The organism is Sphingobacterium sp. UBA3549, assembly GCF_002376635.1.
Lineage (GTDB): Bacteria > Bacteroidota > Bacteroidia > Sphingobacteriales > Sphingobacteriaceae > Sphingobacterium.
The window spans coordinates 562845-578273 of sequence record NZ_DFOE01000037.1; the positions used below are offsets into that span (position 1 = coordinate 562845).

The following is a 15429-nucleotide window of genomic DNA, read 5'->3' on the forward strand; positions in this document are numbered from 1 at the left end:
AGTTAGCAAATGAAGCATACAATAAAATGGATAGGGATGGCATTGGTAGCGGTTGTTTTAATATCCTTTGCAAAGCAGCAAAATAGACCCACGATTTATCTTATCGGTGATTCGACAGTTAAGAACAGCAATAAGGAATATTGGGGCTGGGGTACCTTGCTTACTGAATTACTGGATACGACACGAGTCCGTGTGGACAATCATGCGATGGCGGGTCGGAGTACACGTACATTTATTAAAGAGGGAAGATGGAGAAAAGTTGATTCTTTGTTCAAGCCTGGAGATTTTTTATTGATTCAGTTTGGTCATAACGAGGGAAGTAAACCTGATACCAGCAAGCAAGGCTATCGAGGTGTGCTAAGGGGTATCGGTAAAGATTCTGTTGTTTTAGATTGGGGAAATGGGAAGAGGGAAACCGTGCACACTTATGGTGAAAACCTGCGTCTCTTTGTGATTGAAGCAAAGAAAAAGGGGGTAACACCGATTTTGTTATCCATGATTCCGCGCAACCAATGGGATGATCAAGGTAAAGTGAAGCGGGCCGACAAAGACTTTGGCTTGTGGGCTAAGCAGATTGCCGAAGAACAAGGCGTTCCTTTTCTGGATCTGAACAGTATTACCGCAGATAAATATGATCGCCTTGGACCAGAACTGGTAAAAACCAGTTTTTTTCCCGGTGACCATACACATACGAATAAAGACGGAGCGCGAGAAAATGCATGGTCTGTTATCGAAGGATTCCGTAGGATTAAAAGTCAGTTAGTACAATATATTAAATAGTAACGAAGATGAAATTGAAATTGTTGCCTTGGGCTGCGGTCCTTTTCGCTGTAATTAGCATGTCTTTTTTGGAAAAGCAGCACAAACCGAACTTGTTTATTATTGGTGACTCTACAGTAAAAAACGGACAGGGAAATGGCTCGAACGGACAGTGGGGCTGGGGAAGTTTTATAGGGGAGTATTTTAAAACCGATAAAATTAATGTCAAGAATCGTGCACTCGGGGGAACAAGCACAAGAACATTTTATAATAATCCAAAACTCTGGCAAAAAGTACTGGATAGCATTCAGCCTGGTGACTTTGTACTTATCCAGTTTGGACATAATGATTCAAGTCCCATTGTGGACACGTTACGCGCTCGAGGAACGATAAAGGGAAATGGTGATGATTACCAAGAAGTGTATAATCCATTGCTGAAACAGCATGAAGTAGTCTATAGCTATGGTTTTTACTTACGTCGATTTGTGAAAAACATTCAAGATAAAGGAGCGGTCGCGATTATCTGTTCACCCATTCCACGCAATGCTTGGGATGGAAATCAGGTTCGTAAATCGGATTATGCAATATGGGCTGAGGAAGCTGCCCAGCAGAGTGGTGCTTTCTTTATACCATTGCAGGATCTCGTGATTGCACAGTATGAAACATTGGGAAAAAAGAAAGTAGAAACGGAATTTTTTGATCCGAAAGATGCGACCCATACAATTAAAGCCGGTGCTTTGCTGAATGCTAAACTCGTTGCTGAGCAATTGAAAAAGCAAACCAAAATCGGATTAAAGAAATTTATGTAGTATGAAGAAATCTACCTTTCCTCTGGCGATCTTTTTTCTGTTGACCCTATTTGAAGTGCATGCACAGCAACGGCCCAATATTGTGTTGATTCTGGCCGATGATATGGGCTATTCCGATTTGGGTTGCTTTGGTTCTGAAATTCAGACTCCAAATCTGGATAAAATGGCAAAGGAAGGGATTAAGATGACTAATTTTTATAATGCTTCGCGTTGTTGTCCATCGCGTGCTTCCCTATTGACCGGATTATATCCGCATCAGGCGGGAGTCGGCGATATGATGAACAAGCGTCCTTTTCCAGCCTATCAGGGTTATTTGAACAGAAATTCGATCACATTGGCCGAACTATTGAAAAGCGCAGGTTATGGAACCTATATGGCTGGGAAGTGGCATGTTGGACAGGAAAAGGAAAATTGGCCCCGGCAGCGTGGATTTCAGCGCTACTATGGGCTAATTGATGGAGCAAACAGCTACTTTGAAAACCGGCCTTATCGCCCCAATCAAACATTAACGATAGCCTTGGACAATGAGGCGATCGTTCCGCCAAAAGATTACTATAGCTCGGATGCCTATACAGATTATGCAATGACTTTCATTGGTGAGCATTTAGAAACTAAAAAAGAGAATCCTTTTTTTCTATACCTCGCTTTTCAGGCTCCCCACTGGCCTATACATGCCAAACCTCAGGATATTGCAAAGTATCGGGGTAAATATATGGAAGGATGGGAGGCTATTCGTGAAAAGCGTTTTCAAAAACAGCAGCAGTTAGGGATATTGCCGCCAACGACCAAATTGTCACCAATTGATACGACATTGCGAAATTGGAATGATTGCAGTTGGGAAGAAAAAGTCAAATGGGATGAAAAGATGGCTGTCTACGCGGCGATGGTAGACGAATTGGATCAGAATGTTGGCAGACTGGTTGATTTCCTCCGATCGAAGGGGCAATTGGACAACACTGTTTTTATCTTTCTCTCTGATAACGGCGCGAGTAATGAAACGATAAGCAATGCTGGATTTACAGCAGAAATTAGAGCGGCTAACGAATTTCCTGCCAGTCACCCACGCTCTTTTACAGCTTATGGAGTTGAAGGTGCTGCAGTGAGCAATACGCCTTTCAAAAAGTTCAAGCATTGGGAGTTTGAGGGTGGGAATGCCACCGGATTTATCGCTTATGGACCGAAATTCCTGCCAGTAGGAAAACAGTTTGATAGGCCAGCCCATTTGATCGATATCATGCCAACCTTGGCGCAATGGTCAGGAGCAAGCTATCCTAAAACCTATGCAGGTAATACGATTAAACCGATGGAAGGATTGTCCTTGCTTCCACTATGGACAGCACAAAAAGGGGATGTTAATAGGGAAATTTGTTTTGAGCATGAGGGCAACAAAGCTGTGCGCAAAGGAAAATGGAAACTTGTGTCTTCCTATCCTGAACACAGCTGGTATCTGTATGATTTAGAAAACGATCGGAGCGAAACGGTAGACTTGTCCACCACTTTTCCGAAAATATATCATGAAATGATTCAGGTCTATGAAAATTGGGCTAAAAGAGTCGGAGTGATACCATACGAAAAACTTGTACAAAAAAAGGGAAATTCTCCTGATAAATAAATTATAAAGCAAACAAAGCATGAAACTATTTAATATTTATACGGCCACTTTGATGATTGCGTTTTTCCTTTCAGCATGTTCATCGACGAAGAAAGTTGTCGAACAGAAGCAGGAATTAACCGCTGTAGATGTACTTCAGTCGTTGCAGCTGACCAATCGTTATTTCATGAACAAATGGACAGATACCGGTAAACCGATCTATACCAACCGTTGGCGGCCGAGCAATATCTGGACCCGGGCCGTTTATTACGAAGGGCTCATGGCACTTTATCAGATTGATAAAAATAACGAATACTACAATTATGCTGTGGATTGGGGAAATAAACATGACTGGGGTATGCGCAACGGTTTGGAAACTCGAAATGCCGATGACCAAGCTTGTGGGCAGACCTACCTGGATCTCTATGAAATTGAAGCGAAGCCTGAGCGTATCCAAAAGATTAAAGCCAATATTGATTACATTATCAAATCTGGAAAAGTAGACGATTGGACCTGGATTGATGCTATACAAATGGCCATGCCAATTTATGCTAAACTTGGGGTAATGACGAAGGATCAAACTTACTTTGATTACATGTATAAAATGTATCATCATTCAAAAACGCAAGAAGGTGGAGGCCTGTATAACAAGGCCGATAAACTTTGGTGGCGCGATAAGGATTTTGTTCCTCCTTACAAGGAGCCGAATGGTGAGGATTGCTATTGGTCACGTGGCAATGGATGGGTTGTGGCAGCTTTGGTTAGGGTACTCTCTTTGATTCCGGAGAACGAAGCACATCGTGCCGAGTACTTGTCGGATTATAAAGCTATGATGGAAGCACTTGTTCCTATTCAAAGACCGGATGGATTCTGGAATGTCAGTCTACACGATCCGACAAATTTTGGTGGGCGTGAAACTTCAGGCACTGCACTGTTTGTCTATGGTATGGCCTGGGGCATCAATAATGGTTTCCTAGATGCTAAAATATATCGACCTGTTGTAGAAAAGGCGTGGAAAGCAATGACAGCAGAAGCGGTACACCCTTCTGGTTTTTTGGGCTATTTACAAGGAACGGGAAAGGAACCTAAGGATGGTCAGCCGGTCAGTTTTTCAAGTCAGCCGGATTTTGAAGATTACGGTTTGGGTTGTTTCTTATTAGGTGGAACAGAAGTCTATAAAATGTTGGCAAGATAAGATGAAAAGGTTATTCTTTATCTTTTGTTGCCTGCTGCTTTCATTCGGTACCTATGCTCAAGCAGGGAGAACGACTTTTAGTTTTAACGCTGACTGGCGTTATCACATCGGCGATATAAGCGATGCCTCTGCTGTAGGCTTCGATGATCGTACATGGCAACAGGTTGCCTTGCCTCAAGCTTGGAATGAAGATGAAGCTTTCGCAAAAGCGATACATGACCTTTCGGCAACTATTGTTTGGTATCGAAAAAAGTTTACTATTCCCAAGGGAGTTACTTCTGATAAGGTCTTTTTGGAATTTGAGGGGATTCGCTTCGGTGGAGAATTTTATCTTAACGGGAAATTTATAGGGCGTCATGAAAATGGCGTCATGGCCGCCGGATTTGATTTATCAGATCTGATGAATAGAGATGGCGAAAATATTTTGGCCATACGTATAGACAATAGTTGGAGCTATCGTGAAAAGGCAACAAATAGCACTTATCAATGGAACGATAAAAACTTTAATGCAAACTATGGCGGAATTCCCAAAAATGTGTGGATCCACTTTGCTTCCAAAATTTATCAGACCCTACCATTGTATTCCAATTTAAAGACTACGGGTGTTTACGTCTATGCAAAAAATATAAACATCCCTAAAAAGACATTGGATCTTTTCGTTTCTTCCGAGGTGAAAAATGAAACCGATAGATCGAGCGTGGTAGATTTTGTTGCCGAAGTACGTAATGCTGAAGGAAAATTGGTAAAAACGTTTTCAAAAACGTTCAATCTTCCTGCCAATCAAACCCAGCAATTGACCATGAACTCAGCCATGAATCATGTTAATTTTTGGAGCTGGGGCTACGGCTATCTTTATACGGTTACGACAAAAATTGTACAGGACAACAAAACTATAGACGCTGTACAAACGAAAACAGGGTTTCGAAAAACGGCTTTTAAAGATGGGATGGTATATCTGAATGATCAGGTATTGATGATGAAGGGCTATGCACAGCGTACAAGTAATGAATGGCCTGCTGTTGGTTTGTCTGTAGCGCCTTGGTTAAGTGATTTTAGCAATGGGCTGATGGTCAGAAGCAATGCCAATTTGGTTCGTTGGATGCACGTAACACCTTGGAAACAGGATGTTGAATCCTGTGATCGTGTGGGATTGATGCAAATGCTACCCGCAGGAGATGCCGAAAAAGATACACAAGGTAGACGTTGGGAGCAGCGAACGGAGCTGATGCGTGATGCAATTATTTATTATAGGAACAATCCCAGTGTTCTGTTTTATGAATGTGGAAACGAGTCTATTTCGGAAGAGCATATGGCTGAGATGAAAGCTATCCGCGATCAATACGATCCAGCTGGTGGGCGCGCCATTGGCTCTCGCGAAATGTTGGATAGTAAGCTAGCTGAATATGGCGGTGAAATGCTATATATCAATAAAAGTGCACGCCACCCCACGATTGCAACCGAATATATGCGGGACGAAGCCTTACGTAAATATTGGGATGAATTGAGTTATCCATTTCACAAGGATGGTGAAGGGCCACTTTATAAAGGCGTAGATGCCAGTGATTATAATAGGAATCAAGATAGTTATGTCATTGAAGCTGTACATCGTTGGTGGGAATATTGGAAGATGCGTCCCGGTACTGGTGATCGCGTAAATTCAGGCGGCGTCAATATTATCTTTTCGGATTCCAATACTCATTTTAGAGGAAAGGAGAACTACAGAAGAAGTGGCGAAGTAGATGCCATGCGTATTCCCAAAGACGCTTACTATGCTCATCAGGTTATGTGGGATGGCTGGATTGCTCCAGATCCAAAAGGATTGTATCTGGTAGGGCACTGGAACTATGCTCCTGGAACGAAAAAAGATGTATTGGTCGTTTCTGCAGCTGATCGGGTCGAATTAGCTGTAAACGGTAAGGTACAGGGAAAAGCCGAAAAGCTATATAATTTCCTATACCGTTTTCCAGCTGTTGATTTTGAGGCTGGGGTCTTATCTGCGAAATCATTCACCAAAGAAGGGAAATTATTGAATACAAAGGAGCTTAGAACCGCAGGTGAACCGTATAAAATCCGTTTAACGGCACAACATGGTAAAAATGGCCTATTTGCGGATGGAAATGATATGGTATTAGCAGAAGTTGAAGTGCTTGACAAGAATGGGGTACGCTGCCCATTGGCATCAAACAGAATAGATTTCAACTTAGATGGACCGATGGATTGGCGCGGTGGTATTGCTCAGGGACCTGATAATTATATTTTAGTTCGATCGCTGCCGGTAGAGGCGGGGATAAATCGCGTATTACTTCGTACGCAGTACGATAAATCTGGGCGGGTGGTGTTGAAGGCGATATCTAATGGACTTTTATCAGATTCAGCCGTGTGGACGGTGCAACCTATCAAAACGTTGGGGAATTATTTTGTAAAAGAATCTAATGAAAATTTACCATCATTCTTAGAACGGGGGCCGAGTCCAGCGAAAGCTACTTTGGTCCAGCTGAAAAAGAGCCTCAAAATCCGCACAGCGACAGCTGGAGCTAACCTAGATAAAGTGGGACAATCCTACGATGATAATGAGCTGTCGGATTGGGTCAATGATGGCCAGCTAGGTACCGCATGGATTACATATACTTTACAGGAAAAATCTGATATTGATGAGATTGATTTGAAATTGAACAATTTTAGGTCGAGATCCTATCCGCTACAGGTTTTCATAGACGACAAACTTGTTTTTGAGGGAAATACAGATATTACGCTAGGTTACTGCACACTTTCTTTCCCACGTACAAAGGGTGAAAGGGTAACTATAAAGCTTAAAAATGCACCTTTTACTGCGAAAGAAAATAATCAGGTAGAAGTGGGCGGTAAGAAACTTGATGATGGCATCGCACGCAATGACGCCAAGGCGAAAGGTACCTTGAGCATTATCGAAGCTGACATACATCAGGTATTGGCTAATTAAGAATATTTGGCGATTATAAAATAGTTCAGTACATAAACGAAATGGAGAAAATAGCGTTTAAAATGAAATTGAAACCGGGCATGTCTGCGGAATACAAGCGGAGACATGATGCGATCTGGCCAGAATTAATAACCCTATTGCGCGAAAACGGGGTGTCTGATTATAGCATTTTTTTGGATGAGGAGACGGATACTTTATTTGCGGTTCAGTATTTAGCAGGACATTCGTCACAAGAGCTGGGTAAGGAAGTTATTGTTCAGCAATGGTGGGATTATATGCATGATATCATGGACGTAAATCCCGACCACTCCCCAGTGTCGATAAATTTGAAAAAGGTGTTTCACATGGATTAGGTTAATTTTAACATGAAGAAAATCTATATATCATTAGTGCTTGCCTGTAATCTTTTGGCTGTCGGTCGAACGATAGCGCAGGATCTATGGCCAGCAGTTACCAAAGAAATGAGACCTTGGACACGTTGGTGGTGGCTGGGTTCAGCTGTGGACCGGCCTAATCTCGAACGTGAATTAACCTTATTTGACAAAAGCGGATTTGGTGGCGTCGAGGTAACACCGATTTATGGTGCTAAAGGATTTGAATCCAACTACCTGAACTTTCTTTCACCACAATGGATGAATATGTTGGGTGTAACAACGGATAAGGCCAATGCCTTGGGAATGGGGGTAGACATTAATTTGGGTACGGGGTGGCCATTCGGGGGACCTCAAATCAAAGAAAAGGATGCCGCTACCAAATTAATCCTGGATGAATTTGAACTGAAAAAAGGTGAAAGGATCACGTTTCCCCTAAAACCTAAGGATCCTAAACAGCATTATTTCTTTCTGCAGGCTTTACGGGCATTTAGAGCCGACAATAGTGAGATTAAACTGGATGATTATATTTCAAAGACCACTGGAACATGGGAAGCACCTGCCGATATTCGTCTATTAGCGGTATTTTCTGGGAGAACGGGGCAGAAAGTCAAACGTGCCGCACCGGGGGGAGCGGGGTATACGCTCGATCACCTTGGGCAGCAATCTGTCGTATCTTATTTCAATAGATTTACCGAAGCTTTTAAGGATAAACCATTGCATGTGCGTGCTTTTTTTAACGATAGCTACGAAGTATATGGGGCAAATTGGACGGATGAGTTTTTGCAATCATTCGAACGGATAAAAGGATACAAACTTCAAGATAACCTGCTAGATTTTGTGGGTAAAGGTAAGGATGAAGCTAAAACAGCAGGCCTTAAATCGGATTATCGTGAAGTTGTGAATGCACTGCTTGCCCAGAATTTCTTGATCCCATTTACGGATTTTGCCCATCGCTATCGTGCGATTTCAAAAAATCAAGCCCATGGATCTCCAGGAAATCTGATTGACTTGTATGCGGATACAGATATTGCGGAGTGTGAAACCTTTGGATCCAGTAGTTTCAATCTTCCCGGATTAAGACGGGATACTGCTGATATCCGTAATGTGGACCCGGATCCCATGATGGCAAAATTTGCGACATCGGCGACAAATGTATACGGTAAAAAATATACTTCTTCGGAAACATTCACGTGGCTTACGGAACATTTTAAAACCTCCTTGTCACAAACGAAACCTGAAGTCGAACAACTATTCCTCGCTGGGGTGAATCATGTATTCTATCACGGGACAACCTATTCGCCAGAAAATGTACCTTTTCCGGGATGGTTGTTCTATGCTTCCGTTAATTTTGTTCCGCAAAACTCGTTCTGGGATCACCTTACTGGTTTGAATCAATATATTACGCGTGTGCAATCCATCCTTCAATCCAGCCGGGCCGACAATGAACTGCTGGTATATTGGCCCATTTATGATATTTGGAATAATGCCAAAGGAATGGATAAGGCACTAAAGGTTCATGATGTTGACGAGTGGTTACATCCAACGCAATTTTATAAACAAAGTGTTCAGCTGCAGAAACGGGGGTATAGCTTTGATTTTGCAACTGATAAAATTTTGGCGGGAACTACAGTAAACGACCGGAAATTACAAACATCAAAGGATGCGATCCCGTATCGAGCAATTTATATACCTGCCTGTCATTATTTTTCTGAAGTGACCCTGCAGAAAATACTGGAAATGGCCAACCAGGGAGCAACTATTATTTTCCAAGAATTACCACTGACCGTGCCTGGCTACGGCCAATTAGAACAACGCCGCACGCTGTTCAATAAATTAATTGCATCACTAGGGTTCGATAAAGATAAAGCGAATCAGTATACAGCATTTGGAAAAGGAAAAATCTATTTGACTACAAATATTAATTCAGCCCTGGAAACCGAACAGATATTACCTGAACGGATTAATCAAACCGGGCTAAAGTTTTCAAGAAGAGTTGCCGGTAAGGATACCTATTATTATTTAGTCAATCACAGCGGACAGACCGTGGATCGCTATATCGCGCTGAATGTACAAGCGAAATATTATTCTTTATTGGATCCCCAGACTGGGCGGACCTATCAGTTGCCATCATCTGATGGAAAGATACGGGCGCAGATTCCATCGGGTTATTCTTGGATTGTCTTGGCCTCGGAGCAACAAGCCAGCGAACCTTTCCGCTATCAGGATGAGTTACACCAAGTGGCTCAATTGGACCGCGACTGGAAAGTGAATTTTATTGCCGGAGGACCTGTTTTACCAAAGGCTAAAAAGCTTGATCAGCTCTCTTCGTGGACCGAATGGGGCGATAAAGATGCCGTTAATTTTTCGGGTACAGCAAACTACGAGAAAACATTCTCTATCCATAAAGACTTGTCAAAATCATATCTACTCAAGCTTGGGCGTGTTGCGGAAAGTGCCAGAGTATATATTAACGGAAAGGACGCGGGTGTGTTATGGTCAATTCCTTTTCAACAGGATATTACCCCATTATTGGTAAATGGCGAAAACAAGATTCGTATTGAAGTCGCCAACTTAATGGCAAACCGGATTAGTTATTTGGACCGCAAAAAAGTTACCTGGCGAAATTATCACGAAATCAATTTCGTCAATATCAATTATAAAGATTTTGATGCCAGCAAATGGGCGCCCATGGAAAGTGGGCTGATTGGGCCCGTAACCATTTGGAGTTATTAAATGAAAAACGATTGGATGTGTTCGTGCGAGCTTGTCTTTATCTGATTGATTTTTTGCGAGCATAAAAAGTGGTCAGTAGCTTTAGTGCGGATAGAAAGAGAACAAGTTGTTACAATAATAGGCCTGTATAACTACAAGAAGCCCCTTAAATGGGGCTTTTTGCTTTCTAAAATAAACGGAGATACCTGCGAACCTGTAAGTTCAGGATAGTTAGTTTAAAGGGATGCTATAACTTCCTGTTACCAATATAAATCACAAGTAACAATTTAAACTTCAACCCATGAAAAATAGCTTACGATATGGTACCGTGGTAATGATCCAGTTGGCATTGACTCAGGTATTGTATGCTCAAGAACTGCTGAAAGGAAAAGTTGTTGACGATAAAAGTCAGCCTATTAGCGGAGTGACTATCCGTGTGAACGGCAAAGGTAGTGGAACGACGAATAAAAATGGTGAATTTGGTATCGTGGCCAAGCCGGGGGATAAAGTTACCTTCACTTCGATAGAATACCTATCTAAAACCTTAATCGTATCCAACCGCTCTTTTTTGCAGGTAGACATGATGTCCAAGCAAGAAGCTCTTGACGAAGTCGTTGTCATTGGCTATGGAACGCAAAAGCGGACTAATCTTATTGCACCCGTTTCAAAATTTAACGCTGAAAATCTCGATGAACGGCCTATTGCTCGGGTTGATCAAGCCTTGATCGGGCAGATGTCTGGCGTACGGGTCAAGCAATCTACGGGTGTTCCCGGAAAGGGGTTAAGTGTACAGGTCAGGGGGTCGGGGTCTATTACTGCTGGTAGTGAGCCCTTGTATGTCATTGATGGTTTCCCATTGTCAACGGCCTCGCAAAATGGCTCCGGAAACTATGCCTCGGGAAATCCTTTGGACAATATGAACCCCAATGATATTGAATCTGTAGAGGTTTTAAAAGATGCATCTGCGGCTGCTATTTACGGATCCCGGGCAGCAAATGGCGTGGTCCTGATCACCACAAAGCGTGGAAAGAGCGGTCAGGCCAAACTGAGTCTCAATTCATATGTCGGTATTTCCGAGGCTTATAAGAAATTGGATATGTTAAATGGTGAGGAGTGGATAGATAGAGCCGTGGAGATGATCAACGCGCAGTGGGAAGCTTCGGGTACAGGAAGGCTGACAAACCAAAGTAATGCCGAACGGCGGAAAATATTGGGGCTCGCCGACGGGACATATAATACATCTTATATGTATGATGACCGCTGGCTGGAGCCTGGACATCCCGGGCTTCACCTCATTAACTGGCAGGACGAAGCGTATCGAAAAGGAGTGATTCAAAATTACCAGGTTGCAGCGTCGGGAGCGACAGAATTTGTCAATTATTATGTCTCTGGGAATTATCTCAATCAGCAGGGTATTGTGAAAGGATTGGATTATAAAAACTATACTGCCAGGGCTAACGTTGAAGTGAAACCGAATAAGAAATTCGCATTCGGTTTAAACCTAGCACCTACTTATTCGATAGGAAATGACCCAGGGGTGGAAGGAAAGGATAATATCATGCATCAGATTTATTCGATGTCACCGGTTCAGGATCATCCTGCAGGAACAGTAAACGTTTTTGACAATGAAAAATATCCTTGGAGCACTTCAACAAATGATCCCATTGCTAAATTGAATTATTATATCGGGGAAAACAAAATTTCACGTTTACTGGGAACAGTTTATGGACAATACAATATTCTTGATAACTTCAATTTTAAGACTACGGTCAATTTGGATCAAACCGATAGCCGGAGCAATAGATTTCAGCCTTACACAGTTGGAGGAACTTTGGCTAACCGAACCAATAATCCGAATCAAGCGACCTACGGATCCAATAGTGTTTACCGAAAGCAGACCTTTGTGAACGAAAACACCTTAAATTATCACCTTAATATCGACAAGCATGATGTTACTGCGCTGTTGGGACAAGCTTATAATTTTGATAAACTTGAAACTTCTTCCATCACCTCGCAGGGCGGTTATACCAATAGTTCTATAACAACGTTGAACGGCGCAGTTGCTACAGTGGCTTCAACAGGTGCAACACAAAGTGTCTTGCTCTCTTATTTTGGGCGTGTCCAATATGCCTATGATGGTAAGTATTTACTGTCCGGAAGTATTCGTCGGGACGGCTCATCGCGTTTTGGATCCAATACCAAATGGGGTTGGTTTCCATCGTTATCCATGGGCTGGCGTCTTTCAGAGGAGAATTTTATGAAACCAATGGCCTTTATCAATGAGCTGAAATTACGTGGAAGTTATGGTGAATCTGGGAATAACAATATAGGTGATTACAGCAGTATTGCTTTATTGGGATTTTATAATTATTCGTTAAATGGCTCATCTGCTTCGGGACAGGCGCCAAGCAATATCATTAATCCGGATCTCAAATGGGAAAAATCACGAACTTATGATATTGGATTGGATTTTGGCCTTTTCGGTTCACGCCTTACAGGATCGTTTGACTTGTATACGCGCAAAAGCAGTGATTTATTATTAAATGTCCCTTCCATGCTGGCGACAGGGTTTTCTTCCTACTTGGATAATGCTGGTGAAGTGAAAAGTCGAGGATGGGATTTTGAGTTCACTTCCCATCAGATCAGAAAATCGGATTTTTCATGGTCTACCTCTTTCAACATCAGTCATAATTCCAATAAGGTAACAAAACTTGATGGGGAGCAAAAAGAAATTTTAATTCCATCTTCGTTTGATATCCAACATAGCCTTTTGCGGATTGGTGAGCCGATGTACAGTATTTATGTCGTGAAACAAGATGGCATATTAAGTCAGGCGGATATTGATGCTGGGGCGGCATTGTATGGTAGCCAAAAGGCAGGCGATCCAAGGTATGTGGACGCCAACGGGGATGGTGTGATTGATGCGAATGACCGTGTGATTGTGGGGCATCCAAACCCTAGCTATGTGTGGGGGATAACCAACAACTTTAAATATAAAAATTTTGACCTGAGTTTTATGTTCCAAGGCCAGAATGGAGGTCATATCTATTCCTTATTAGGAAGGGCATTGGGACGTACGGGCCAAGGATCATCGGACAATGCACTTGGTTTTTATCGGGATAGATGGTGTTCAGAAGAGGAGCCTGGAGAAGGCCGTGTTGGAAAAGCTTATTCAACGTTTGGGCGGATTAAAAATACAGATTGGCTGTATTCCTCGGATTATTGGCGCCTACGCAACGTCACTCTTGGTTATAATGTAAAAGACCTGAAATTGGGAAGTCAGTCCAAACTTAGTTTAGTCCGTTTATTCGTGACATTGGAGAATCTTTGGGGAAAGGACAAATATGACGGCGGTGTGAATCCAGAATCTGCCAATACAAATTTAAGTGGGAGTGCTGATTATCCCGAGGCAGGTGATTATGGAGGCTTGGCAATTCCGAAAACGATAACATTTGGTTTAAACGTAAATTTCTAAAACAATGAAAAAATTGAGTATATTTTTGTTGATAGCGGGTCTATTGGGATCTTGCAAAATGGATCTGGACCAGCAGCCCATTTCGAACGCAACATCAGATACGTACTTTAAGACTACGAATGATTTTGTTCAAGGATTGAATGCCATATATAATAGTACACGAGGATATCCAGACCGCTTAATGAATCTTTCGGAGACACGATCTGACAATTTATACGCCGTTTCTGATGGTGGGGTACGAGATTGGGAAGGGATCAATAGTTTTCATAAAACCATTGCCAGTAACCCCTATGTAATAGAAGCTTGGCAAACAAATTTTAACGGTATCTTTCGTGTAAACAATTATTTAGAACAACTTGAGGCGAATGGAGCTACAGCCATCTCGGATGTGAATCTTCGTAATAGAATGGAAGGCGAAGCTCGATTTATGCGTGCATTTTTTTATTTTGATTTGATTCGATACTTCGGGAAAGTACCGCTGATTGACAAGGTGGTCTCTGCCAGTCAAGCTAAGAATATTGGGCGGAGCAACGTGGAGGAGCTATATGCCTTAATTATTGAAGATTTAAATAAGGCTATTAATGCCCTTCCAGCCCCCAGCGCCTATGCGGCTGTTGATAAAGGTCGTGTCAATAAATATGCTGCAAAAATGTTGCTGGGATTGGTTTACATGACGCGGTCAGGGCCCACTTTGGGTATTGAAGGTGCCGGTTTAAACAGCAATGAATGGGCGAAAGCCGTGGAGCAGTTCAACGAGGTAATCAATAGCAATGAATTTAGTTTGCTGACCAGCTATAATAGCATTTTTGATTATGGTAATGAGCGCAACAAGGAAGTGGTTTTTAATATTGAATATTCTAGCGGTGCTAATCCCGTTGTTGGGGCTACATTTCCTTGGGTACTTGTGCCTGACAATTGGTTCAATTCACTCGGTCTGGCCACGCAAGGAGGCCTCACGATTAGGCCAGTATCGGATGACTTGCTTCAATCGTATGATGCAAGCGATAGTCGGAGAACATTCAGTATTCAGCAAGGATATACCTATGGCAATGTTGCTGAAACAAGATCTTTTATTAAGAAATTTGTGGATGTTACTAAAGTGCCTGCAAATCGAATGGATTGGCCGATTAATTATATTGTATTTCGCTATAGTGATTTATTGTTGCTAAAGGCGGAGTGTATATTGAATGGCGCCCCTGGGGCTATTCAAACGGATGTAGATGCGGTAGTCAATCAAATCCGAAAGCGCGCTGGATTGACAAGTGAGCTGACCAATGTCACTAAATCGCAGCTGATGGACGAAAGGAGACGGGAATTTGTTGGTGAAGGGCTGCGTTGGTTTGATCTTGTCCGCAGCGGTAATGTGGAATCTGTCATGAAGGCTTGGATCACGAAAGAGGATGTCGCAAAGCAGATGTCAGATTTCCAAGTCAATTATGTGCTCTATCCAGTGCCACAATCCGAACTAGACAATAGTCCGGGCTTATATACACAGAATCCAGGCTATTAATAATTTTTATAATCAAACTCAACCTAACCTACCCGTTCTGAACGG

9 protein-coding genes are annotated in these 15429 nt (G+C 42.4%); all 9 read left to right on the top strand.

Going from position 1 to position 15429, the window contains the following annotated elements; all coding sequences use genetic code 11:
- Nucleotides 1–9: 9 nt before the first annotated feature.
- A complete protein-coding gene (locus B2W36_RS20965; RefSeq protein ID WP_293889436.1) occupies nucleotides 10–780 on the top strand; it encodes a rhamnogalacturonan acetylesterase in 771 nt (256 codons plus the stop codon).
- A gap of 8 nt (nucleotides 781–788) precedes the next feature.
- Complete coding sequence (locus B2W36_RS20970; protein WP_293889437.1) at nucleotides 789–1568, top strand: rhamnogalacturonan acetylesterase; 780 nt, start codon at nucleotides 789–791, stop codon at nucleotides 1566–1568.
- Nucleotide 1569: 1 nt separating this feature from the next.
- Nucleotides 1570–3180, top strand: a complete 1611-nt coding sequence (locus B2W36_RS20975; RefSeq protein WP_293889438.1) for an arylsulfatase — start codon at nucleotides 1570–1572, stop codon at nucleotides 3178–3180.
- 19 nt (nucleotides 3181–3199) lie between these two features.
- Entirely contained in the window at nucleotides 3200–4354 is a 1155-nt protein-coding gene (locus B2W36_RS20980; protein WP_293882867.1) for a glycoside hydrolase family 88 protein, read from the top strand.
- A gap of 1 nt (nucleotide 4355) precedes the next feature.
- A complete protein-coding gene (locus B2W36_RS20985; protein WP_293889439.1) occupies nucleotides 4356–7313 on the top strand; it encodes a sugar-binding domain-containing protein in 2958 nt (985 codons plus the stop codon).
- Nucleotides 7314–7354: 41 nt separating this feature from the next.
- Entirely contained in the window at nucleotides 7355–7666 is a 312-nt protein-coding gene (gene rhaM / locus B2W36_RS20990; protein WP_209578238.1) for an L-rhamnose mutarotase, read from the top strand.
- Between the two features lie 12 nt (nucleotides 7667–7678).
- Entirely contained in the window at nucleotides 7679–10420 is a 2742-nt protein-coding gene (locus B2W36_RS20995; protein ID WP_293882860.1) for a glycosyl hydrolase, read from the top strand.
- A 280-nt stretch (nucleotides 10421–10700) separates the two neighbouring features.
- The gene (locus B2W36_RS21000) at nucleotides 10701–13874 is read left to right on the top strand and encodes a SusC/RagA family TonB-linked outer membrane protein (RefSeq protein WP_293889440.1); all 3174 of its coding nucleotides are present in this window, start codon (nucleotides 10701–10703) and stop codon (nucleotides 13872–13874) included.
- 4 nt (nucleotides 13875–13878) lie between these two features.
- Nucleotides 13879–15384, top strand: a complete 1506-nt coding sequence (locus B2W36_RS21005) for a RagB/SusD family nutrient uptake outer membrane protein (RefSeq protein ID WP_293889441.1) — start codon at nucleotides 13879–13881, stop codon at nucleotides 15382–15384.
- Nucleotides 15385–15429 lie beyond the last annotated feature (45 nt).

Bases quoted from the DNA above. Each gene is read 5' to 3' on its own strand.
- B2W36_RS20995 (WP_293882860.1), top strand. From the start codon at position 7,679: ATGAAGAAAATCTATATATCATTAGTGCTTGCCTGTAATCTTTTGGCT.
- B2W36_RS21005 (WP_293889441.1), top strand. From the start codon at position 13,879: ATGAAAAAATTGAGTATATTTTTGTTGATAGCGGGTCTATTGGGATCT.
- rhaM (WP_209578238.1), top strand. From the start codon at position 7,355: ATGGAGAAAATAGCGTTTAAAATGAAATTGAAACCGGGCATGTCTGCG.
- B2W36_RS20970 (WP_293889437.1), top strand. From the start codon at position 789: ATGAAATTGAAATTGTTGCCTTGGGCTGCGGTCCTTTTCGCTGTAATT.
- B2W36_RS21000 (WP_293889440.1), top strand. From the start codon at position 10,701: ATGAAAAATAGCTTACGATATGGTACCGTGGTAATGATCCAGTTGGCA.
- B2W36_RS20980 (WP_293882867.1), top strand. From the start codon at position 3,200: ATGAAACTATTTAATATTTATACGGCCACTTTGATGATTGCGTTTTTC.
- B2W36_RS20965 (WP_293889436.1), top strand. From the start codon at position 10: ATGAAGCATACAATAAAATGGATAGGGATGGCATTGGTAGCGGTTGTT.
- B2W36_RS20975 (WP_293889438.1), top strand. From the start codon at position 1,570: ATGAAGAAATCTACCTTTCCTCTGGCGATCTTTTTTCTGTTGACCCTA.
- B2W36_RS20985 (WP_293889439.1), top strand. From the start codon at position 4,356: ATGAAAAGGTTATTCTTTATCTTTTGTTGCCTGCTGCTTTCATTCGGT.